This window comes from Tatumella saanichensis (assembly GCF_000439375.1).
GTDB classification, from domain to species: Bacteria; Pseudomonadota; Gammaproteobacteria; order Enterobacterales; family Enterobacteriaceae; genus Tatumella; species Tatumella saanichensis.
Window position 1 is genome coordinate 104,914 of the sequence record NZ_ATMI01000001.1, and the last position, 22,911, is coordinate 127,824.

The window sequence follows — 22,911 nt, forward strand, 5'->3', positions numbered from 1 at the left end:
CTGTAGGCTGGTCTTTCTCGCTGATTATTATTTTTTCTGATTGCCGATAAGTTTTTTCCATTTCCTTTTTCTGTTCGATCCCGCGACACTCTGCCGATTTTCTTAGTGTAGAGGTGCTCGATGTTATTCTGGCTACAAGGTTTTACCCTAGGCGCGGCCCTTATCCTGCCTCTCGGCCCGCAAAATACCTTAGTGCTGAATCAGGGGATCTTGCGCCAGCACGCCCTGACTGCGGCGTCCTTCTGTACTCTCAGCGATATGCTACTGATCGGCGCAGGGGTATTTGGCGGCAGTACGCTGCTACAGCACTCACCGCTGGCCTTACAGCTGATTAGCTGGGCCGGAGTGCTGTTTCTGCTGTGGTATGGCTGGGGTCGGCTTAAACAGCTGTTTGTCAGCACCGATGCGGCTTCGGCAACACCCCCGGTCTCTCGGCAGCGGCTGCGACTGTTAGTTACCTTAATGGCGGTCACCTGGCTCAACCCGCATGTCTATCTGGATACTTTTGTGGTGCTGGGCAGCTTGGGGAGCCAAGTCCCAGACGCACAACGGCTGTGGTTTGCCGCCGGGGCGATGAGTGCCTCAGTGCTGTGGTTTTATGCGCTGGCGCTGCTATCGGGGATACTTTCCCCTTGGTTGCAACGCCCATTGGCTCGCCAAGGGATTAATCTGCTGGTCGCGGTGATGATGTTTTGGCTAGCGATACACTTGGCACTGGATGCTTTGGCTATGCTCACCGCCTGATGTAAAGCTTTGTCTGACGACGAACTTTCTTGCGTGGTCTGACTCCAATAACCGGTAACCGCCCGCCGGAGGTCCGGACGGGGTTAACAGGGAGGATCTACATGAAACTGAACCCTTGGCTCACCTGTGTAATAGTGGCGGGTAGCCTCACTGCCGTACCGGCGCTGGCCATTGATGTGCCAAACAAGCCGCATATCAGTACCTCTGGTCGGGGACTGGTTGAAGTCGCACCGGATATGGCAATCCTCAATATTGTGGTTGAACTGACCGCCTCGACGTCCAGCAATGCCAAGCAGCAGGTGGATCAGCGGGTTGCCCGCTACTTTGACTTTCTGCAGCAACAGGGAGTGGCGAAGCAGGATATTGATGCCGCCAATATCAATACTCAGCCGCAATATGATTACAGCAAACAGAGTAAGCCGATATTAACGGGCTATCAGGCCACCCGCCAGATCACGGTAAAGGTACGGCAGATCGACAAACTCAATGATCTGCTTAACGGGGCGTTGAAGCAGGGGCTAAATGAGATCCGTTCGGTGACGCCGCAGGTCACTGATCCGGGGCGTTATCAGCAGCAGGCACGAGATTTAGCCATTAAGGATGCCATTGCGCAGGGCAGGGCGCTGGCGGTCGGTTTCGGCGATCAGCTAGGGCCGGTATGGAGCATTGACTACAATGCCCGTGCGCTGGCTGCACGTCCGGAACCGCGGATGTACGGGCTGGCGAAAGCCAGTGCCGATACGACTCCGCAACAGACCTACCAGAAAAATGCCATCAGCTTTGATGATAAAGTGAATGTGGTGTTTGAATTGCTGCCGAGCAAAGCAAGCACTTCGGCACAGTCACAGCCCTGAATAGGGCCGTGACAGCCAATTAGATGGTCGCTGCCGGATACTCGTCCTGACGCAGCACTCGATGGCCATGTTCCAGTAGCGCATCGGTGACACTGCGCATTAAGCGGCTTTCTGGCGCAAAGCGGTGCCAGTAGAGCATTCGCCGCTGATAGAGCCCAGGGGTGAGGTCGACTAGCTCTTCCCGGGCCAGTTCATTACCGATTTGCAGGTGTGGGATCATACAGCAGACCGAACTCTGTCTAGCCAATTGCACAAAGGCTTCTGAGGAGTTAACGATGTGGCAGGGCACACTGCCCGGCGGTAAATCAAAATACTGCTGTAAAAAGGCTTGATGCATATCATCCAAATGGTCAAACGCCACCGCAGGGGCTTTCAGCAGCGCGTTGCGTGTCACCCCGTTAGGGAAATAGCGGCTGGCAAACTCCGGTGAGGCGACAAACAGGTAATCCAGCGCTCCTAATTGATCCACCAAACAACTCGGCAGGGCTTGGGGTTGAATACTGACCGCACCCACTACTTCGCCACGCCGCAGACGCTCCTGGGTACGGCTCTCATCTTCGACCTGTAAATTGAGGCGTACCGGTGAATCCGCCAGCACATCCTTGAGGGCCGGTAACAGCCAGGTTGCCAAACTGTCTGCGTTGACTGCAATCGACAGCAGCAGCGGGGTGGTGCTGCCGGATCCGTCCGCCAACCACTGCTCTTCCAGCATTTCCACCTGATGAAGCAAAGCCAGCAATTTCTGGCCTTGTTCGGTCGGGCGCGGCGGCACGGTACGCACCAGCAACGGCTGACCAAACAGGTTCTCCAACTGCTTGATACGTTGCGAAACTGCTGACTGGGTTATACATAATTTTTGCGCAGCGCGTTCAAAGCCGCGCTCTCGTATCACAGCATCCAGGGCCTGAAGGGTTCGATAATCCGGGCGTTTCATGTTGTTTTTTATTCTCTTTTCAGGGAGATGCTCCCTGGCTGTGGCTCGGTTGTGTGCAAACAGGCGCTGTCTGATACTGGCCAGCCGACCGCGAGCTAAAACACAGAATCCGTCACCGGAGTGCGTTTTTTCCTGTCGCTTGCTTTATACTGGTGCCTCGATCAGCGCCTACAGGTTTAACATATCATGACCCGGGATGAATTAAAAAAAGCAGTGGGATGGGCAGCACTGAAGTATGTCCGCCCTGGAAGTGTGGTGGGTGTCGGCACCGGTACCACCGCTGCACATTTTATCGATGCACTGGCCAGCATTAAACACGATATCGAAGGGGCAGTGTCCAGTTCTGAAGCCTCCACCGAAAAACTCCGTGCTTACGGTATTCCGGTATTTGACCTCAATAATATCGACCAGCTGTCCGTGTATGTGGACGGTGCCGATGAGATCAACCCACAGATGCAGATGATTAAAGGAGGCGGTGCTGCGCTGACCCGTGAAAAGATCATCGCCGCGGTGGCAGAGACCTTTGTCTGTATCGCCGACCAGACCAAACAAGTGGATGTGCTGGGGCATTTTCCCTTGCCGGTCGAAGTGATCCCGATGGCCCGTGCCTATGTCGCCCGTCAGTTGGTGAAAATGGGTGGCCTGCCGGAGTATCGCCAAGATGTGGTCACGGATAACGGAAACTGTATCTTGGATGTCTATAATCTGAGCATTGTTAATCCGGCCGAGCTGGAGCGAAAAATTAATGCCCTACCTGGGGTGGTGACTGTCGGGTTATTTGCTGACCGTGGTGCCGATGTGGCGCTGATCGGCACCGACAACGGAGTGCTCACTCTGACCCGAGGTGGATGAGAAGGTTTTTTTTACGGCAAATTTTAGTGATTTATATCAGGTTAAAAGCAGGAGGTAACTCATCCTGCTTTTTTTTATAGGTAAACGTTTTCTTTTTATCAAATTCTGCTAAAAGGGCAGCATAGTGCTCACTGCCAGCGCTGCGGGTTTCTGTTGCTGATGGCGTAGATTTTGTTATGTTGACAGAAGAAATTCTTATAATCGTCTTAATCTCGTCAAAATAAGGTCAGGCAATGGCAAAGGTATCACTGGAAAAAGATAAAATTAAGTTCCTGCTGGTGGAAGGTGTTCACCAGACAGCGCTGGATAATCTTCGTGCTGCAGGCTATACCAACATCGAATTTCACAAAAGTGCGCTGGACAGCGAGTCACTGAAAGAGGCGATTCGTGATGCACACTTTATCGGTATCCGTTCTCGTACCCACCTGACCGAAGAGATCCTCGCCGCGGCAGAAAAACTGGTCGCTGTCGGTTGTTTCTGCATCGGGACTAACCAGGTTGATCTGGACGCCGCTGCCAAACGTGGCATCCCAGTGTTTAACGCGCCGTTCTCTAACACCCGTTCTGTCGCTGAACTGGTGATCGGTGAACTGCTGCTGTTACTTCGCGGTATCCCTGAAGCTAACGCCAAAGCACACCGTGGTATCTGGAACAAAAATGCCAAAGGGTCTTTTGAAGCCCGTGGTAAAAAACTGGGTATCATCGGTTACGGTCACATCGGTATGCAGCTGGGCGTACTAGCCGAAAGCCTCGGCATGCACGTATTCTTCTATGACGTGGAAGATAAACTGCCGTTAGGTAACGCGACTCAAGTTAAACAGCTAAACGACCTGCTGGGCATGAGCGATGTGGTTACCCTGCATGTGCCTGAAACCCCGAACACCCAGAATATGATCAGCACTGAACAACTGGCAGCGATGAAAAAAGGCGGCCTGCTGATCAATGCCTCCCGCGGTACCGTGATTGATATCCCAGCACTGTGCGAAGCGCTGGCCAGCAAACACCTGAGCGGGGCGGCGATCGACGTCTATCCGGAAGAGCCTGCCAGCAACAACGATCCGTTCCTGTCACCGCTGCGTGAGTTTGATAATGTCATCCTGACGCCGCATATCGGGGGTTCCACCGAAGAAGCTCAGGAAAACATCGGGGTTGAAGTCTCCGGCAAATTGATTAAGTACTCTGATAACGGTTCAACCCTGTCAGCGGTGAACTTTCCAGAAGTTTCTCTGCCGGCACCGGCCGCCAGCGCCAGTCGTCTGCTGCACATCCACGAAAACCGTCCAGGTGTGCTGACCGCGATTAACCAGATTTTTGCCGAACAGGGTATCAACATTGTCGGCCAGTATCTGCAAACCACGCCGTACATGGGTTATGTTGTCATCGATATTGATGCGCCTCAGGACGTGGCGGATAACGCACTGCAACTGATGAAAGGCATTCAGGGTACCCTGCGTGCTCGCCTGCTGTACTGATTAGCCAGACTGCGCTGAGTATCTGCAAAGCGGGGACATTGTCCCCGTTTTTTATGCCCGTTTTTCAGAGGCGGGCGGCCACTGATGGATAGCCGAAGGCGTGATGACCGCCGGCAGAGGAATATCCCAGTGCTCCACGGGTAAGCTGTCCACTTGCTGGCAGTCATGGGCCAGCCCCACCGGTTGAAAATGATAGTCTTGGTATTGCTGTAGGGTACGGTCATAAAAGCCACCGCCCATCCCCAGCCGTTGCCCTTGTAAATCAAAAGCCACCAGCGGAACCAACATCACATCCAGTTTATTCAGCGGGATCACCTGACGAACGTCGGTCAGCGGTTCTTGAATGCCAAAGCGGTTAGGGCGCATTACCGACTGCGGGGTATAGCGTAAAAATAGCAGTTGCCCGGCAGAGAAGGGGTGCAGGATCGGTAAACAGACTTGCTGGCCGCGCTGCCATAACGCTTCGATCAACGGGCGGGTATCCAGCTCGCCATCAAAAGAGAGAAACAGGGCCACGCAGCAAGCCTGCTGCAGGGGCGGATACGCGAGCGCCTGAGCGGCGGCCTGCTGTGCGGCGACCTGCTGCTGCAAAGGCGTAAGTGCCTGACGCTGACGGCGAACGGTTTCACGGATCTGTTGGCGAAGAGACGGTGTTGTAGTCACGAGGTATGCCTGAGGGCAGGGAACAAGTGAAATTACTGTAGCACAGGGAAAAGACTGACTGAAGGACTCAGGGGGAAGCGTTGGGATCTCCGGAATGCCGCTGCAGGCTGTAACCCTTGAACCCTTGGTTCAAGGTGAACATGTCGTCATTAAAATTAGGCTTCCCGGACGGACCGGGCATGCACACAGATAATGAGGCGCCACATTCTGTTGGTATGAAATATCGGCTCAGGGGACTGGCCCGCTCGCAAACATTCCAGAGAAAATGGACTTCAAGAAAAGTGTAGCACAGGTTCCTTGAAGTGTTATTCGAATTTTGAACCCGGACGGTCGCTGATCCTGCCCTGCTCAACCAGTGCCTGTTCAATGGTCTGTTGCAGCATACGGATACGCTGTTCCATATTGGCAGCATAATCACGGGTTTTGTTTTTTTCCTGGGCCAGCTCATGGCAGATATTTAACGCTGCAATAAACACAAGCTGTTCAGTATTGTTCACCCGGGTACGGACCTTAAGGTCCTGCAACCGCTGGTCAAGGTCAGCTGCAGCCGCGTTCAGCGCTTCTTGCTGTTCAGGCGGACAGTTAACTCGTAAAGAACGACCAAAAATTTCAATATCTACTGGTTGCGCAGACATGTCACCTTCCTGACTGATTACATTGCCCGCCACCGGGATACGCTATCGGGGAACGGGGGCCACTATATAGACCTGAATAATAACTTACAACCCCTTTTCTGGAATCCTTCAGGCTGCTAGTGGTAGCATACCATGAACTTAACTTTCCAACATTGATGAATAACTATGTCCTTACAGAACGCACTACCATCCTACGCTGCACTGTCTGCCACCCTCGCGTCTCAAGGCGTAGGGATGACAGCGGCAGAAATGCACGGCTTGATCAGTGGCATTATCTGTGGTGGCAATCAGGATCACAGCTGGAAAACCTTACTCCATGACCTAGCGAACGACGGCCTGGCCTTTTCTCAAACCCTGTCACAGCCCCTGCAGGAGATGCGGGATGCAGTGCGTCAGACCTTGGAAGATGACGGCTTTATGTTCCGCCTCTATATGCCGGATGATAGCCAGACCAGCGTCTTCGAACGAGCAGATGCCTTGGCAGGCTGGGTCAATCACTTCTTACTGGGGCTTGGTGTGACGCAACCTAAACTGGATAAAGTTACCGGTGAAGCCGGAGAGGCCATCGACGACCTGCGCACAATCGCCCAGTTAGGCTACGATGAAGACGAGGATCAAGAAGAGCTCGAACAGTCGTTGGAAGAAGTGCTCGAATATGTCCGTATGGCGGCGGTACTCTGCTTTGAGACCTTTAACCGTCCGCAGCCCACTGCGCCAGAAGTCCGTAAACCGACCTTGCACTAATTGACCGCCGGTGTCGCAACGACCGGTGTAACAGGGAGTGATAACGATGATTACCCAGGAAAATTACCAGCGCCGCCGTCAGGCCTTATTGTCACAGATGGTGCCGGGCAGTGCCGCGTTAATTTTTGCTGCACCGGAAGTGACTCGCAGCCGCGATACAGAGTATCTGTTCCGCCAGAACAGTGATTTCTGGTACTTCACGGGTTTTAACGAACCTGAAGCATTGCTGGTATTGATCAAAAGTGATGAAAATCATAACCACAGCGTGTTGTTTAACCGTGTGCGTGACCTGAATGCAGAAATCTGGTTTGGCCGCCGTCTCGGGCAAGACGCCGCTCCGCAACAGCTGGGTGTCGATAAAGCACTGCCTTGGGACGATATCGGCGAGCAACTCGGACAGTTACTCAACGGCCTGGATGTGGTCTACCACGCACAGGGCGAATATCCGTTTGCCGACACACTGCTATTCACTGCTTTGGAAAAACTGCGCAACGGCAGCCGCCAGAATTTGTCAGCGCCTGTGACCCTCACCGACTGGCGTCCGCTGGTGCATGAGATGCGTCTGTTTAAAGATGCAGAAGAGGTCGCCATCCTGCGTCAGACCGGCAAAATCAGTGCACTGGCCCATCAGCGGGCGATGGAAGTGTGCCGTCCGGGGATGTACGAATACCAGCTGGAAGGGGAAATTCACCACGAATTTAGTCGTCACGGTTCCCGCTATCCTGCCTACGGCACCATTGTCGGTGGCGGAGAGAACGCTTGTATCCTGCACTATACGGAAAACGAAAGTGAGTTGCGTGACGGCGATCTGGTGCTGATCGATGCTGGCTGTGAGTTACACGGTTACGCCGGTGATATTACCCGAACCTTCCCAGTGAACGGCCGTTTCAGCCCAGCGCAGCGCGAAATCTATGACATTGTGTTGGATTCGTTGCAGACCGCACTGTCACTGTTCCGCCCTGGCGTCAGTATCCGTGAGGTGAACGACCAAGTGGTACGGGTGATGGTCACGGGGTTAGTGAAGCTCGGGATTATGCAAGGGGATATCGACACCCTGATCGCCGAAAATGCACACCGCCAATTCTATATGCATGGCCTTGGTCACTGGATGGGGCTGGATGTGCATGATGTCGGGGATTACGGCTCTCCGGCACGGGAACGTCTGCTGGAGCCAGGAATGGTGCTGACCGTCGAACCTGGCCTGTATATTGCCCCAGATGCTGAGGTTCCCGCGTGCTACCGGGGGATCGGTATCCGTGTTGAAGATGATATCCTGATCACTGATCAAGGCCATGAAAACCTGACCGATTCTGTAGTAAAAACAGCAGACGATATTGAAGCGCTGATGGCCCGCGCCAAACAGTCGCATCACTGACAGGGTAAATAACGCAGCATGAGCATGATTATTGCCGGAGGAGGGATGGCAGGCGCGACACTGGCGTTGGCGATCTCTCATCTTACACGGGGCCGACTGCCGGTGACCCTGATTGAAGCCTCTACTCCCGGGGAACGTACCCATCCGGGCTTTGATGGCCGGGCGATTGCCCTGGCGGCCGGAACCTGCCAACAACTGAATGATATCGGTGCCTGGGCCGATCTAGCGGACTGTGCCACGGCAATCACCGATATCCATGTCAGTGACCGCGGTTTTCCCGGCCAAGTTGGCATGACGCGCGGGGAGTATGGTTTACCTGCCCTCGGCTATGTGATTGAACTACACAATGCCGGTCAGCGGCTGTTTAACCGCTTACAACAGGCTGCGGGAGTCACTCTAGTCTGTCCGGCGCGGGTCGAGAAAGTCAATCGCACTTCAGAGCAGGTGACAGTTACCTTGGATAACGGCCAGCAGCATTCGGCACAATTATTGGCCGTAGCGAATGGCTCTGGCTCGGCACTGGCGGCCAGCTGCGGTATTCGCTGGCAGCGTGAGGATTATCAGCAACTGGCAGTGATTGCCAATGTGACCACCAGTGAATTACCCGCCGGTAGAGCTTACGAGCGTTTTACTGATCAAGGGCCGTTGGCGCTGTTACCGATGTCCGGAGATCGTTACTCTCTGGTGTGGTCGCATCCGTTGGAGAAACGTGATGACGTCATGGCCTGGAGTGACCAGCGGTTCCTCAGCGAGTTACAGCAGGCTTTCGGCTGGCGTCAGGGGCGTTTTACCCATTGCGGTAAGCGAGATTATTATCCACTGACCTTGCAGCGGGCCGAACAGGTCACCAGTCACCGCTTGGTGGTCACCGGCAATGCGGCGCAGACCCTGCACCCAATCGCCGGACAGGGGTTTAACCTGGGGCTACGTGATGTGATGACACTGGCGGAAACTGTAGCACAGGCCAGCGCCGCTGGGCGAGATATTGGCGACTATGCGGCCTTGCAGCACTACCGTGAACGTCGCGGGCCGGATCGTCATAAAACCATCGCCATTACCGACGGGTTGGTGCGGCTGTTCTCCAATCAGGATCTGCCGCTGGTGGCTGCACGGAATATAGGATTAGCAGTCATGGATAATCTGCCATGGCTGAAACATCAGCTGGCCGGGCGTACCCTGGGCTGGGTAAAACGTTAAGAGAGAGTACTGATGCAGAGCTATGATGTTGTGATCGCCGGTGGCGGAATGGTAGGACTGGCGGTTGCCTGCGGACTGCAGGGCAGCGGGCTGCGTATTGCCGTGCTGGAAAAGACCGCTTATACCCCGACGCCGTTAGCAGATACCCCGTCGCTACGGGTGTCGGCGATTAACCGTGCCAGCGAAAAACTGCTCAGTCACTTAGGGGTCTGGCAGGATATTCTGGCGATGCGTGCCAGCGCTTACCACGGCATGGAAGTGTGGGAAAAAGACAGCTTTGGGCATATCCGTTTTGATGATCAACATCAGGGGATGACCAGCTTGGGGTATATCGTCGAAAACCAGGTGATCCGTCAGGCACTGTGGCAACGCGCCAGCCAGAGCAGCGATATCACCCTGATTACTCCAGCTAGCCTACAACAGGTCGCCTTTGGTGATAACGAAGCCTTTGTAACCCTGGAAGACGGCAGTATGTTGACTGCTCGCTTACTGGTTGCGGCGGACGGTGCCGACTCTTGGTTGCGGAAAAAAGCCGATATCCCGTTGCTATTCCGTGACTATCAGCATCATGCACTGGTAGCGAATATCCGCACTGAACAGCCCCACGATGCGGTTGCCCGGCAGATCTTCTACGGAGAAGGTATCTTGGCGTTTTTGCCAATGAGTGATCCGCATTTGAGTTCTATTGTTTGGTCCTGTGAACCGCAGCAGGCAGAGCGGCTGCGCGGCATGTCCGACGCAGAGTTTAATCAAACCTTGTCGGTGGCGTTTGATATGAAGCTGGGATTATGTCAGGTCGAGAGCGAACGTCAGACCTTCCCTCTAATGGCCCGCTATGCACGACAATTTGCCGCCCACCGGCTGGCACTGGTGGGTGACTCGGCGCATACCATTCATCCGCTGGCCGGGCAGGGGGTGAACCTCGGCTTTATGGATGCAGCTGAGCTGATCGGCGAGGTTCGTCGCCTTCAGCAGCAGGGTAAAGATATCGGTCAGCACCTTTATCTGCGCCGTTATGAGCGTAGCCGTAAGCACAGTGCCGCCACCATGCTGGCATCGATGCAGGGTTTCCGTCAGCTGTTTGCCGGTAATAACCCTGGGCTAAAACTGTTGCGCGATATCGGCCTGAAAATGGCAGATACGCTACCGGGGGTAAAACCGCAGTTACTGCAACAGGCGATGGGGTTGCATGATCTTCCCGATTGGCTAAAACAGCAATAATCCTCAATAGCCTGCCGATGTGGCAGGCTTTTTATTACCCACCAGTACTCCCGTTCGTTCCTTAGATAAGAAAATCCTGTTACGACAATCAGTTAACCTGCTGGCATACTGCTGTGTATAAGTTAATCGCTTTACCGGCTGAGCTCTGGTTATACTGCCAGAGTGATATCACACCGGCCAACGGCGGCGGACGTGTTTTGCGTTACGGGGATCGAGCTATGTCGTTATCTGATACCACTGCGCCCCGGGTCAGCATTGACCGGCACAGTGCCTTAATCGTTGTAGATGTACAAAACTGCTTTGTCACTGGGGGAAGCTTAGCGGTTCCCGGCGGCGAGACCATTATCCCGTTGATTAACCAGCTGGCATCCCAGTTCAGTCAGGTGGTTCTGACCCAGGATTGGCATCCGCACAATCATCTCTCTTTTGCGGCCAATCATGCTGGCAAACAACCGGGGGAGAGTATTGATACCGCCTATGGCCTGCAGCAACTGTGGCCGGTGCATGCGGTGTGGGAAACAGAAGGGGCGGCACTGCATGCTGATCTGGATATCCCCCACGCTGGGCTGATTATCCGCAAAGGTTGTGACCCGCAGATCGACAGTTACTCGGCATTTACCGAGGCTGATCGTACCACCACTACCGGCTTGGCCGCTTACCTGACAGCCCGTGGCATCACTTCGGTATTTGTGGTGGGGCTGGCGACAGACTTCTGTGTGGCAATGACCGCCATTGATGCTTGCCTAGCTGGTTTCACTACCACCGTGTTGGAGAATGCCTGCAAAGGTATCGATGTTCACGGCTCACTGGCGGCGGCCCGCGAGCAGATGCGCAATCAGGGTGTGATATTGGCTGACTCCTCAGCCATTCTGTGACGAGAGGAGACGATAATGAGGACATTAACTGAATCGACAGTAGAGACAGTGCCACAGCCACGAGCGCAGCGGCTAGAGATCCGTAATCTGACGGTCCGTTACGGCGAGATCACTGCTCTCAATGATGTCAGCCTGCAGGTGGAGGATGGCGAGTTTATCTGCATCCTCGGAGCTTCCGGTTGCGGTAAAAGTACTTTATTTAACGTCATTTCCGGGCTGTTACCGGCCACTTCAGGGCAAATCTATCTCGATGGCGAGGATGTCACCCGCAAGCCCGGGCAGGTCGGTTATATGCTGCAAAAAGATCTGATGCTGCCGTGGCGCACCGTGCGCGGCAACATTACCCTTTCGGCGGCACTGACTCGCGGCGTCAATGCCGCTGATAATCAACAGGCAGAAACCCTGGCCCGCCGTTATGGGCTCGGCGATTTCCTCGACCACTATCCCCATGCGCTGTCTGGGGGAATGCGCCAGCGAGTCGCGATGATGCGCACCGTCGCGGCCGGTAAAGAGGTGATGCTGCTGGATGAACCCTTCGGGGCGCTGGATGCACAGACGCGCTTCAGTATGCAGGAGTGGTTGCTGCAAATCTGGCGCGACCTGAAACGTACCGTGCTGTTTGTCACCCATGATGTCGACGAAGCCATCTTTCTGGCAGATCGCATTGTCGTGATGACCCCACGGCCTGGACGTATTGCCGAAATTATTCCGGTTACCTTGCCGCGGCCACGCACCCTCACTGATCTCACCGATGATCGCTTTGTTGCCTTGAAACGGCGCATTATGGGCAGACTCTATCAGGACGAACAGGCCGCAGGAGGTCAGCATGGGTGAGAAACCGTTATCCACCGGACGCGCCATCTTGGTATGGCTGGTCTCCCTGTGTCTCATTATCGTGGCTTGGCAGGCAGTGATCTGGATCTCCGGGTTACCAGCCTATGTGATCCCGTCACCGGCCAGTGCCTTTCATACCTTGCTAGCTAATGGTCAGCGCCTGAAAATTCTCACCGTACAGACCCTAAGCGAAACGGCCATGGGCTATTTACTAGGGGCGGTGGCCGGTTTTGTGTTGGCACTGGTGATGGGGCAGATTGCCCTGGTACGGCGGCTGATCATGCCAGCACTGATCGTCTCACAGGCGGTACCGATTGTGGCGATTGCGGCACCGCTGGTGATTATCTTCGGCTTTGGCATGATGCCGAAATTGATCATCGTTGCTTGGATTGTGTTTTTCCCTGTGCTGGTCAGCGTGCTGGACGGTATGGCCGGGATTGATCGTGACTTACTTAACCTAGCACGCTTAATGGGCGGTACACCGCTGCGGGTATTTCTCAAGGTGAAGCTCCCCGCCTGTGTCGGGCCGCTATTTTCTGGCCTGAAAATCGGTGCCACTTATGCCGTCACCGGGGCGGTGATCGGCGAGTGGACGGCCTCGGCCAATCAAGGGCTTGGCACCTATCTGCTGAGCGCCAATGCGCGCATGGATACCGCCGGAGTTTACGCGGCGATGATCCTGTTGACCGCCATTGGTGTCGGCTCCTTTCTGATTGTTCTCGGGCTGGAAAAACTGGCAACCCCGTGGCGCAGCCGTACCAAGGCCCCTTCCTATTTGCGTTAATACAGAGGGGCGGTGCCCCTCGTGACGTCCCTCTGACAGGAGTAATTACCGTGAAAGCAGCGATAACAGGTAGTCTAGTAGTCAGTGCATTACTTTGCGGGCTGAGTGCCGGGGTCGCCCGCGCCGACGCTCTGACCCCCATCCGGTTTGTTTACGATTGGGCCGGTGCCGATCATGAACTGATCCCGCTGGTGGTTGGACAGGAAAAAGGTTTTTATCAGCAGGCTGGGCTGGATGTAAAAGTGATTTTCCCGCCGGACTCCCAAACTACGGCGCGGATGTTGGCGCTAGGTCAGGCTGATGTCGGCCTGAATGCCACCACCGATGTAGTGTTTGCTGCCGATCAGGGCCTGCCGGTGATTGCTGTCGGCCTTTACTCACAGCATAACAACTGGGGGCTGTTTACCCGTCCGGGTGTACCGATATCGCTTAAGGATTTGAAAGGCAAATCCATCGCCATTTATACCGACTCTTGGAGCAAGGCGATGTTACCGTTTGTGCTGAAAGCGGCCGGTTTGCAGGAGAACGATGTTCGGCTGATTATCGCTCAGGACGATGACGTGCCGTTACTGCTCTCCGGGAAAGTGGACATCGCCACTAATACCAGCAACTTTCTGATCCCGTCAGTCGAACTGGCGCAGAGCAAAACCCCGGGCGCGTTGATCGGTAAACAGGCCGGAGTACCAGATGTGCCGGTATGGGCCTATACCGCCTCCACCCGCTATCTGCAGGAACATCCGGATACCGCCAAAAAATGGATGCAGGCTACCATCAAAGCCACCGAATGGGCAGCCGCCCATCCGCAGCAGGCGGCTGAAATGCTGCATACTGCCTATCCAGATAGTGGTTCTGTGGCCCTCAGTACCCGTGCTTGGCAGATCATTGCGCCGGACATGAAAGGCCCACAGGGCTATATGATGCAGAATGATGACAACTGGCTGCCGATCGCCCGCGCTCTTAAGGCGACCGGTCAGATCAACAGCGTACTGCCTGCCAATAAATACTATACCAATCAGCTTGTTAAATAATCAGCTAGCCTAAACAGCCCCTGTGACCTACTGGTCACAGGGTTGGAGGGAATATGGAGAAAATCATTATCGACTGCGATCCCGGCGTGGATGACGCGGTGGCGTTAATGCTGGCGTTTTCGGCTCCAGAGCGGTTACAGGTGCTGGGGATCACCACGGTGGCGGGCAATTTGCCCTTGCCGCAAGTGACCGAAAATGCACTGCGAGTACTGACGTTTCTGCAAGTGGAGCAGGTCGACGTTTATGCCGGGTGTTCACGGGCAATCTTTCCTGGGCCACCATTATACTCGTCGGTACACGGCGATGATGGACTGGGAAACAGTTCCTTAGCTGCGGCGAGCCGCCAGACTGCGACACAGCACGCCGTCGATTTTATTATCGATGCCGTGCAAGCCATGCCAGGGGAGATCACTCTGTGTATGCTTGGGCCGATGACTAACCTTGCACTGGCGCTGATTAAAACTCCGGAGATTGCGGGCAGTCTCAAACAGGTTGTCGCCATGGGCGGGGCGCTGTTTTGTCCGGGTAATATCACCCCGGCAGCGGAATTTAATATCGCCTGTGATCCCCATGCAGCGCAGGTAGTCCTCTCTTCGGGAGTGCCACTGACCCTTTACGGGCTGGATGTCACTCGCCAAGCGCTGATCACCCCAGAACGGCTGGCGGCACTGCGCCAATCGGGTTCCCGACAAGCTGAGGTGGCAGCAGAAATGCTGACTGCGTATGGCGCCGGCGATCCCTGTCTGCACGATCCTTGTGTGATTGCTGGCCTACTCGAACCGGACTGCTTTACCCTGTTACCGGCGCGGGTGGTGGTGGACTGTCAGCAGGGGATTAACTACGGCAGAACCGTAGCTTGGTCTGGGGCCAAATACCTGGCAGATAGCCAGCCAAACCTGCGGGCGGCCACCGCCATGGATGATAATAAACTGTTCCAGTTACTGACATCGGCACTGAGCCACTGATTGCACCAATTTTGTTCTTCGTTTGATTTATTCTAATTTTACCCGTGGCTTTGCCTTAGTTTTTCTAATCCTAAAAAACCTATTGGCGGAGTGATCTTATGGCGGGTAATTTTTTTTATGAGAAGCAGATCCTGAAAAAGAGCCAGTTTCAGCGTGGATCCCTGCGTTCCATCACATCTTTACTGTAGTGCCGCGTAAAAAACACCAAGCACTAATTTAGTGCAATGGCCGTTATGGCATTATTTCTCTTATAGTCAAAAAAATCATTCAATGGTAGATTTTTTAGTAAGGGTAACGTTTGCGCGGGCCGATTTTCCGCGAGCAGAGAACGGGACATAGGGCTTCAACCTCTTACTTCTGACAGGATGGTTATGACTCAGCACACCCCATTGTTTGACCAGCATCAGGCCTGTGGCGCGCGGATGGTGGATTTTCATGGCTGGATGATGCCACTGCACTATGGCTCACAGATCGAAGAGCATTTGGCGGTGCGTCAGGATGCCGGCATGTTCGATGTTTCCCATATGACCATCGTTGACCTCACTGGCGTACAGGCCCGTGAATTCCTGCGCTATCTGCTGGCCAACGATGTGGCGCGTCTTACCCAACCAGGTAAAGCCCTGTATACGGCGATGCTGAACGCCTCCGGTGGCGTGATTGATGACCTGATTGTCTACTTTATGACGGAAGATTTCTTTCGCTTGGTGGTCAATTCCGCTACCCGTGACAAAGATCTGGCCTGGATCGCGCAGCATGCTGCCGCTTACGGCGTTAGTCTCCAAGAGCGCCGAGACTTGGCCTTAATTGCTGTTCAAGGGCCACAGGCGCAGCAAAAGGCGCAGACCTTACTGACTGACAGCCAGCGCCAAGCGGTTGAAGGACTGGCACCGTTCTATGGAGTGCAGGCAGATGACCTGTTTATCGCCACCACTGGTTATACCGGTGAATGCGGTTACGAAATTGCCCTTCCGGCAGAGCAGGCGGCAGACTTCTGGCAGCGTCTGCTGGTCGCCGGTGTCAGACCGGCGGGACTGGGAGCACGGGATACCTTACGCCTCGAAGCAGGGTTGAACCTGTATGGTCAGGAGATGGACGAAGGGGTTTCCCCTCTGGCCGCTAATATGGGCTGGACCATTGCTTGGCAGCCGGAAGACCGTCAGTTTATTGGCCGCGAGGCCCTCGAATTTCAACGCCAGCACAGCAGCGAAAAGCTGGTGGGCTTACTGCTTAAAGAGAAAGGGGTACTGCGCAATGAATTACCAGTACTGTTCACCGGTGAAGACGGAGTGCAATATCAGGGGGTTATCACCAGCGGATCTTACTCGCCAACTTTGGGCTACAGTATCGCACTGGCCCGCGTACCGGCGGCCATTGGCGATCACGCGGTGGTACAGATAAGACAGCGTGAAATGCCTGTCAGCGTCTGCAAACCGGTATTTGTCCGCGCTGGCAAAGCGTTAGTTTAAAACTTTATTTCAGGAGAACAGTGATGAGCAATGTCCCGGCTGAATTAAAATACCGTGAAAGTCATGAATGGGTGCGTCAGGAAGCGGACGGTAGCGTGACCGTCGGTATTACCGAGCACGCACAAGAGTTGCTGGGCGACATGGTGTTTGTCGACCTACCCGACGTCGGGGCGAGCTTTGCACAGGGCGATGACTGCGCGGTCGCGGAGTCGGTCAAAGCTGCTTCAGATATTTATGCGCCGTTAAGCGGTGAGGTATTGAGCGTCAACGAAGCCCTGCGCGATCAGCCAGAGCTGGTGAACAGCGCCCCTTATACCGCCGGTTGGTTATTTACCCTCAAACCTGACAGCGACAGCCTAGACGGTCTGATGGACGCCGAGGCGTATAAAGCGTCTATCGATGAATAACTGACCGTGACATCCGGCGGTACGCCTGTTACCGCCGTTTCTGCCAGCAGGCCTGTGACGGCCTTGCTGCATGTTTCTAGCCCGATCCAGGACCTATCGCATGACCCGCACACTCAGCCAGCTTGAAAACCAACATCAATTTGTCGCCCGCCATATCGGCCCGTCAGCAGCCCAGCAGCAACAGATGCTGGAGACCGTCGGTGCCCGCTCATTGTCGGAACTGCTCGATGCGATAGTGCCAGCGGATATCCGTCTGCCGGAACCGCCAGCGGTAGGTGAGGCAGTCACTGAACAGCAGGCGCTGGCGGAGCTGAAAGCGATTGCTGGGCGTAATAAGCGCTTCAAATCCTGGATCGGCATGGGCTACAGTGCAGTGATCACCCCGCCGGTGATTTTACGTAACCTGTTGGAAAATCCGGGCTGGTACACGGCCTACACCCCTTATCAGCCGGAAGTTTCCCAAGGGCGTTTGGAAGCACTGCTTAACTTCCAGCAGACCACCCTCGACCTGACCGGTATGGACATTGCCTCCGCGTCGCTACTAGATGAAGCGACGGCGGCTGCCGAAGCCATGACGATGGCAAAACGCATCAGTAAGCTGAAAAATGCCAATAAATTTTTTGTCGCCGACGATGTTCACCCGCAGACACTGGACGTGGTGCGCACTCGCGCCGAAACCTTCGGTTTTGAATTGATCATTGACGCGGCAGAGCGGGCAGCTGACCATCAGGATTTATTTGGGGTACTGCTGCAATATTGCGGTACCCGCGGTCACCTGCACGATTACCGTGAACTGATTGCGCAACTGAAACAACGTAATATTGTGGTCAGCATGGCGGCCGATTTTATGGCGCTGGTGCTGCTGACCTCTCCAGGGGATCAGGGCGCAGATATTGTGTTTGGTTCCTCCCAGCGCTTCGGGGTACCGATGGGTTACGGCGGCCCACATGCCGCTTTTTTTGCCAGCCGTGATGCTCATAAAAGGGCGATGCCGGGACGGATCATCGGTGTTTCTCGAGACGCCAGCGGTCACCAAGCCCTGCGCATGGCAATGCAGACTCGTGAGCAACATATCCGCCGTGAGAAAGCCAACTCCAATATCTGTACCTCCCAGGTACTGCTGGCTAATATCGCCGGGATGTATGCGGTCTATCATGGGCCGCAGGGGCTGAAGCGTATTGCAGAACGTATCCATCGTATGACGGATATCTTGGCGACGGCCTTGCAGCAGCACGGCATCAACGTGCGTAATCAGCACTACTTTGACACCTTGATGGTGGAGGTGAAAGACAAAGCTGCCGTGCTGAAGCGCGCCGCGGAGGCTCAGGTTAACCTGCGCACCGATCTGCCTAATGCCGTCGGCATTACCCTTGATGAAACCACCGGGCGTGACGATCTACAGACGTTAGTCGCCATCCTGACGGGTGAACAGACAGACCTTGATATCGACGCGCTGGACCAACAACTTGCCAACGGCAGTGCCTCGATCCCCGATGCTCTGTTGCGCACCGATGCCATCCTGACCCATCCGGTGTTTAACCGTTATCACAGCGAAACGGAAATGATGCGTTATATGCATCAGTTAGAGAAAAAAGATCTGGCCCTCAACCAGTCGATGATCCCGCTGGGTTCCTGCACCATGAAACTGAATGCCGCGGCGGAGATGCTACCGATCACCTGGCCGGAGTTTGCGGAATTGCATCCATTCTGCCCGACCTCGCAGGCCGCCGGTTATCTGGAAATGATCGCCATGTTGTCACGCTGGTTGGTACAGCTGACGGGTTATGATGCACTCTGCATGCAGCCAAACTCGGGCGCGCAGGGCGAGTATGCCGGATTGCTGGCGATCCGCCGTTATCATGAAAGCCGTCGCCAACCAGAGCGTCATATCTGTTTGATCCCCGCCTCAGCCCATGGCACTAACCCGGCCTCGGCACAGATGGCCGGTATGTCAGTAGTGGTAGTGGCCTGTGACAAGCAGGGCAATATCGATCTCACCGATCTACGGGCTAAAGCAGAACAGGCCGGTGAGCAGCTGTCCTGTATTATGGTGACGTATCCGTCCACCCACGGGGTGTATGAATCTACCATCCGTGAAGTCTGTAATGTGGTGCATCAGTACGGCGGACAGGTCTATCTGGATGGCGCTAATATGAATGCCCAGGTGGGCTTGACCTCTCCGGGCTTTATTGGCGCAGACGTGTCACACCTTAACCTGCACAAAACTTTCTGCATTCCCCACGGTGGTGGCGGGCCGGGCATGGGGCCTATAGGTGTAAAAGCGCACCTAGCACCGTTCGTACCGGGGCACAGTGTGGTCCAGCTTGATGGGCTACTGACACGTGAAGGGGCGGTGTCTGCGGCACCGTTCGGCAGCGCCTCTATCCTGCCTATCAGTTGGATGTATATCCGCATGATGGGGGCAGAAGGGCTGCGTCAGGCCAGTTCGCTGGCGATCCTCAATGCCAACTATATTGCCCGCCGTCTGTCTGGGGCTTACCCGATCCTCTATACCGGTGAGCAGGGGCATGTGGCCCATGAATGCATTCTCGATATCCGTCCGCTGAAAGAGCAGACCGGCATCAGTGAGTTGGACATCGCTAAGCGACTGATGGATTACGGCTTCCATGCCCCGACCATGTCCTTCCCGGTGGCCGGAACCCTGATGGTGGAGCCGACGGAATCTGAAAGTCAGCAAGAGCTGGACCGTTTTATTGATGCGATGTTAGCTATCCGCCAAGAGATTGACCGTGTCGCCAGCGGTGAATGGCCAGCGGAAGATAATCCGCTGATCAACGCTCCGCATACTCAGCAGGAAGTGGTGGCCGACTGGCAGCACTGTTACTCCCGTGAGCAGGCGGTGTTCCCGGCAGGTTCACAGAATAAATACTGGCCAACGGTCAAACGGCTAGACGATGTCTACGGGGATCGTAATCTGTTCTGTTCCTGTGTGCCGCTGAGTGACTATCAATCATAACGGTTGTTAGCCTGACAATAAGCCGTCGTTCTTCAGGGAGCGGCGGCTTTTTTGTCTATGTGTCCCTGTCACCCGTAAGCCCGCTTACACGCTGGCTCCTCAACTGTCTGACACCGCAATCGAACACCCGGAGTAGACAGCAGCTTAGTGGCTCGCCACTACAGGTACAGTTTTCGTGTATTGTTGGCGTGATAGCTTTATGGGTTAAGCCCTATGACTGTGTTCATCGATAAATCCGGAGCAATAATGGTTTCGCTGAGTACCTCGCGGCTAAACATCAGGCCGCTGACCGAACAAGACTGGCCGTTTTTCCTGAGTCTTTACCGTGACCCGCAGCTAATGCGTTATATCTGTGACCCGCTAAGTGATGCACAGATCCGCCAGCGCTTTGAGGCGCGGCTGATACCTTGGCAACGGCACAGCGAACACTGGCTATGCCTGCTGGTCAGTGAGCAGCACAGTGCCCAGCCGGTCGGGGTAACTGGGTTTTGTCTACGGCAGGGGATCGGTGAGGCCGGTTTTATCTTCGCGCCTCAGGGGCAGGGCAAAGGGTATGGCAAGGGATCACTAATGAGTTTAACGCAGCACTTTTTTGAGCAGCAATACGGGCACCGCCTGTTTTGCCAAGTGACCGCCGGTAATGAAGCCTGTATCAGGCTGATGGCGGCATGCGGTTTTCGCCAAGAGGCGCGGTTACGACAAAATTTCCGGTTGGCAGGGCAGTGGTACGATGATTTGGTCTTTGCCCGTCTGGCCAGCGACCCGCAGCCGAACTGATGGATAAACCTGTTTGTCAGAGAATGCGGCCTTCAGACACAGCCATACATAGATTATTTTCAGCGTACAGCTGTACACTCAAAATAATCTTCGCTACGCTAGTCCTGCTTTATCCAAAAAATGTACAGAAATTAGGAAGTCTGCATGACACAACATCGAATCTTTCCGAAAGGCTATTCCCTCGGGGAAGAGGTCGCTAACAGCATCAGCCACGGGCTGGGGTGTCTGTTCGGTATCGTCGGTCTGGTCCTGCTGTTGGTCCGCGCAGTGGAGGACAATGCCGGGCCGATAACCATTACCAGTTACAGCCTGTATGGCGGCAGCATGATCCTGCTATTTTTGGCCTCTACGCTGTATCACGCCATTCCTTCGGCAAGGGCGAAACCTTGGTTGAAAAAGTTTGACCATTGCGCGATCTATTTATTGATTGCCGGGACCTATACCCCGTTTCTGCTGGTGGGGCTGAAATCACCGCTGGCTTACGGCTTAATGGTGGTAATCTGGGCGCTGGCACTGGCGGGGGTGCTGTTTAAACTGACCTTCGGCCACCGCTTTAAAATATTGTCGCTGGTTACCTATCTACTGATGGGCTGGTTATCACTGATTGTGATTTATCAACTGGCAACACGCTTATCGGCGGCCAGTGTCTGGCTGCTGGCCGCGGGGGGGATTGTCTACTCGCTGGGGGTGATTTTCTATGTCTCACGGCGTATTCCTTATAACCACGCCATCTGGCACGCCTTTGTACTGGGTGGGGCAATCTGCCACTTCTGTGCCATCTACTTTTATGTGCGCTAACACCGCTGTGGGCGAATAGAGGCCCCCCGCCTCACACTTAAACATCCAGCCCCCTACGGCGACATAATGCCGCCGTAGGGGGCTTAGTCTGGCGGTTCAGTCACGATCCATCATCACCACACTCTCAGTCATCACTGGCCAGCACAGTCCGCCACTTGGCAACACGCCATTGCTAGCTTTCAGTGATCAGTCGTTGCTTTCCAGTGAGTAAGGCAATGGCTGAATATTCAGCGAACCACTGTCATCACCTTCCGGGCGCAGGACCGCATCGGCTTCGAGGTCATTATTGAGGACCGCTTGCAGCGAGAGGGTACCGTCATCCAGTTTTACCGCAGCCAATACCGTGCCGGTCTTGCGCCATCTGTCTCCCATCTGTAGCTCAAGGGCATCACCGGCCTGCGGCACTGTGGTTCCTGCTCCGGCTAACCAGTAGAGCGCGCGTTTATTGGCTCCGCGGTATTTGGCTCGTGCCACCATTTCCTGGCCGGTGTAACAGCCTTTTTTAAAGCTGATGGCATCCAGCGCCTGCAGGTTAGTGGCCTGTGGAATAAATTCCCCGGCAGTCGCTGGGTCAATCACCGGCAGACCGGCTGCAATATCTAGTGCCAGCCACTGATGGCTTTCCGCCAACTGGGCATGATTCAGTTCCTGGCACAGAGATGCGGTGGTCTCTTCGCCAGCAATCAGCAGAAAACGCTCTGTTGGGGCTGGCAGCCACAGCAATAGGTTATCGCCGGCAATCACCCGTGGCCTATTACTGTCTGGCAACTGCGGGAAATGCGGGGCCAATGCTTCACGGGCTCCGGCTCCGGCGATGCCAGTCAGCATCCGGCTGTCATCGGCACTCAGAGTAACTTTGGCGAACACCGCATACTTTTTCAGTTGGGTGAGTTGCTGTTCACGAACCTGGCGACGCAGCAGATAGCCGTAGCCTTCGGTATCGTGAAACAGGCGTAGGCTGCTCCACATTTTCCCTTTGGCATCACAATGGCCTGCTAACCGGTGATCATCTTCGGCCAAGGCGGCGACGTCGAGGGTCAATTGCCCCTGTAAATAACTAGTACTGTCTTGACCGCGGGCGGTGACCAGTGCCCAGTCATCCAGTGCGATCACGGTCAGTGGCAGCGCTTCTGCGACTGCCGGGGGCGTAATTTTTGTCTCGGTCATAGGGCATCCTGTGGCTTAAGGGTATGTCTGCACACGCTGAACTGACTCAGCGTTAATATTAACAGCATTATTCACCAATCACTTCTGGCTGAAAAGAGTGAAACCACGCGCTTAATGCGCAACAACGGTGAATGCTTCGCGA

22 protein-coding genes and 1 other RNA gene are annotated in these 22,911 nt (G+C 54.8%); 18 read left to right on the plus strand and 5 right to left on the minus strand.

The genetic code is table 11. The features are described from left to right. Nucleotides 1-120 precede the first annotated feature (120 nt). Nucleotides 121-744, plus strand: a complete 624-nt coding sequence (locus tag DW47_RS0100495) for a LysE family transporter (protein ID WP_029684351.1) — start codon at nucleotides 121-123, stop codon at nucleotides 742-744. 101 nt (nucleotides 745-845) lie between these two features. After that, nucleotides 846-1,598 (plus strand): oxidative stress defense protein, encoded by a 753-nt coding sequence (locus DW47_RS0100500; RefSeq protein WP_029684352.1) that lies wholly within the window; start codon nucleotides 846-848, stop codon nucleotides 1,596-1,598. Between the two features lie 19 nt (nucleotides 1,599-1,617). Here DW47_RS0100500 and DW47_RS0100505 read toward each other — a convergent pair whose 3' ends face one another. After that, nucleotides 1,618-2,532 carry a LysR family transcriptional regulator ArgP gene (locus DW47_RS0100505; protein ID WP_029684353.1) on the minus strand — a complete coding sequence of 305 codons (915 nt, stop codon included), beginning with the start codon at nucleotides 2,530-2,532 and terminating at the stop codon, nucleotides 1,618-1,620. Between the two features lie 186 nt (nucleotides 2,533-2,718). Here DW47_RS0100505 and rpiA point away from each other — a divergent pair, with 186 nt between their 5' ends. Continuing rightward, complete coding sequence (rpiA, locus tag DW47_RS0100510; RefSeq protein ID WP_029684354.1) at nucleotides 2,719-3,384, plus strand: ribose-5-phosphate isomerase RpiA; 666 nt, start codon at nucleotides 2,719-2,721, stop codon at nucleotides 3,382-3,384. Between the two features lie 233 nt (nucleotides 3,385-3,617). After that, nucleotides 3,618-4,856 carry a phosphoglycerate dehydrogenase gene (serA, locus tag DW47_RS0100515; protein ID WP_029684355.1) on the plus strand — a complete coding sequence of 413 codons (1,239 nt, stop codon included), beginning with the start codon at nucleotides 3,618-3,620 and terminating at the stop codon, nucleotides 4,854-4,856. Between the two features lie 51 nt (nucleotides 4,857-4,907). Here serA and DW47_RS0100520 read toward each other — a convergent pair whose 3' ends face one another. From DW47_RS0100520 to zapA, 3 genes are all read right to left on the minus strand, one after another. Continuing rightward, the gene (locus DW47_RS0100520; protein ID WP_029684356.1) at nucleotides 4,908-5,519 is read right to left on the minus strand and encodes a 5-formyltetrahydrofolate cyclo-ligase; all 612 of its coding nucleotides are present in this window, start codon (nucleotides 5,517-5,519) and stop codon (nucleotides 4,908-4,910) included. A gap of 82 nt (nucleotides 5,520-5,601) precedes the next feature. Continuing rightward, nucleotides 5,602-5,785, minus strand: a non-coding RNA gene (gene ssrS, locus DW47_RS16760) — 6S RNA. 39 nt (nucleotides 5,786-5,824) lie between these two features. Next, nucleotides 5,825-6,154, minus strand: coding sequence for a cell division protein ZapA (gene zapA, locus DW47_RS0100525; protein ID WP_029684357.1), 330 nt, complete (start codon nucleotides 6,152-6,154; stop codon nucleotides 5,825-5,827). Between the two features lie 165 nt (nucleotides 6,155-6,319). On the opposite strand from zapA, the gene DW47_RS0100530 reads away from it, so the two are divergent. From DW47_RS0100530 to trhA, 14 genes are all read left to right on the plus strand, one after another. Continuing rightward, a complete protein-coding gene (locus tag DW47_RS0100530; RefSeq protein WP_029684358.1) occupies nucleotides 6,320-6,898 on the plus strand; it encodes a YecA/YgfB family protein in 579 nt (192 codons plus the stop codon). Nucleotides 6,899-6,947: 49 nt separating this feature from the next. Further along, a complete protein-coding gene (gene pepP, locus DW47_RS0100535) occupies nucleotides 6,948-8,273 on the plus strand; it encodes a Xaa-Pro aminopeptidase (RefSeq protein ID WP_029684359.1) in 1,326 nt (441 codons plus the stop codon). Nucleotides 8,274-8,291: 18 nt separating this feature from the next. Further along, nucleotides 8,292-9,470 (plus strand): 2-octaprenyl-6-methoxyphenyl hydroxylase, encoded by a 1,179-nt coding sequence (gene ubiH / locus DW47_RS0100540; protein WP_029684360.1) that lies wholly within the window; start codon nucleotides 8,292-8,294, stop codon nucleotides 9,468-9,470. A 12-nt stretch (nucleotides 9,471-9,482) separates the two neighbouring features. Next, nucleotides 9,483-10,691 (plus strand): FAD-dependent 2-octaprenylphenol hydroxylase, encoded by a 1,209-nt coding sequence (ubiI, locus tag DW47_RS0100545; protein WP_029684362.1) that lies wholly within the window; start codon nucleotides 9,483-9,485, stop codon nucleotides 10,689-10,691. Nucleotides 10,692-10,909: 218 nt separating this feature from the next. Further along, entirely contained in the window at nucleotides 10,910-11,566 is a 657-nt protein-coding gene (gene pncA, locus DW47_RS0100550) for a bifunctional nicotinamidase/pyrazinamidase (RefSeq protein ID WP_029684363.1), read from the plus strand. Between the two features lie 15 nt (nucleotides 11,567-11,581). Beyond that, complete coding sequence (locus DW47_RS0100555; protein ID WP_084689008.1) at nucleotides 11,582-12,400, plus strand: ABC transporter ATP-binding protein; 819 nt, start codon at nucleotides 11,582-11,584, stop codon at nucleotides 12,398-12,400. Further along, entirely contained in the window at nucleotides 12,393-13,184 is a 792-nt protein-coding gene (locus tag DW47_RS0100560) for an ABC transporter permease (RefSeq protein ID WP_029684365.1), read from the plus strand. The genes DW47_RS0100555 and DW47_RS0100560 overlap by 8 nt, the downstream gene beginning before the upstream one ends. Before the next feature lie 50 nt (nucleotides 13,185-13,234). Continuing rightward, nucleotides 13,235-14,212, plus strand: a complete 978-nt coding sequence (locus DW47_RS0100565; protein WP_029684366.1) for an ABC transporter substrate-binding protein — start codon at nucleotides 13,235-13,237, stop codon at nucleotides 14,210-14,212. Nucleotides 14,213-14,265: 53 nt separating this feature from the next. Continuing rightward, complete coding sequence (locus DW47_RS0100570) at nucleotides 14,266-15,177, plus strand: nucleoside hydrolase (RefSeq protein WP_029684367.1); 912 nt, start codon at nucleotides 14,266-14,268, stop codon at nucleotides 15,175-15,177. Nucleotides 15,178-15,548: 371 nt separating this feature from the next. Beyond that, nucleotides 15,549-16,643 (plus strand): glycine cleavage system aminomethyltransferase GcvT, encoded by a 1,095-nt coding sequence (gene gcvT / locus DW47_RS0100580; protein ID WP_029684368.1) that lies wholly within the window; start codon nucleotides 15,549-15,551, stop codon nucleotides 16,641-16,643. A 23-nt stretch (nucleotides 16,644-16,666) separates the two neighbouring features. Further along, nucleotides 16,667-17,050 (plus strand): glycine cleavage system protein GcvH, encoded by a 384-nt coding sequence (gene gcvH / locus DW47_RS0100585; protein WP_029684369.1) that lies wholly within the window; start codon nucleotides 16,667-16,669, stop codon nucleotides 17,048-17,050. A 100-nt stretch (nucleotides 17,051-17,150) separates the two neighbouring features. Then, a complete protein-coding gene (gcvP, locus tag DW47_RS0100590) occupies nucleotides 17,151-20,027 on the plus strand; it encodes an aminomethyl-transferring glycine dehydrogenase (protein WP_029684370.1) in 2,877 nt (958 codons plus the stop codon). A gap of 246 nt (nucleotides 20,028-20,273) precedes the next feature. After that, complete coding sequence (locus DW47_RS0100595) at nucleotides 20,274-20,804, plus strand: GNAT family N-acetyltransferase (protein ID WP_029684371.1); 531 nt, start codon at nucleotides 20,274-20,276, stop codon at nucleotides 20,802-20,804. Nucleotides 20,805-20,948: 144 nt separating this feature from the next. Then, on the plus strand, nucleotides 20,949-21,602 hold the full coding sequence (gene trhA / locus DW47_RS0100600; protein ID WP_029684372.1) for a PAQR family membrane homeostasis protein TrhA: 654 nt from the start codon (nucleotides 20,949-20,951) through the stop codon (nucleotides 21,600-21,602). A 186-nt stretch (nucleotides 21,603-21,788) separates the two neighbouring features. On the opposite strand, the gene ygfZ is transcribed toward trhA, so the two are convergent. Then, on the minus strand, nucleotides 21,789-22,769 hold the full coding sequence (ygfZ, locus tag DW47_RS0100605; RefSeq protein WP_029684373.1) for a tRNA-modifying protein YgfZ: 981 nt from the start codon (nucleotides 22,767-22,769) through the stop codon (nucleotides 21,789-21,791). Nucleotides 22,770-22,911 lie beyond the last annotated feature (142 nt).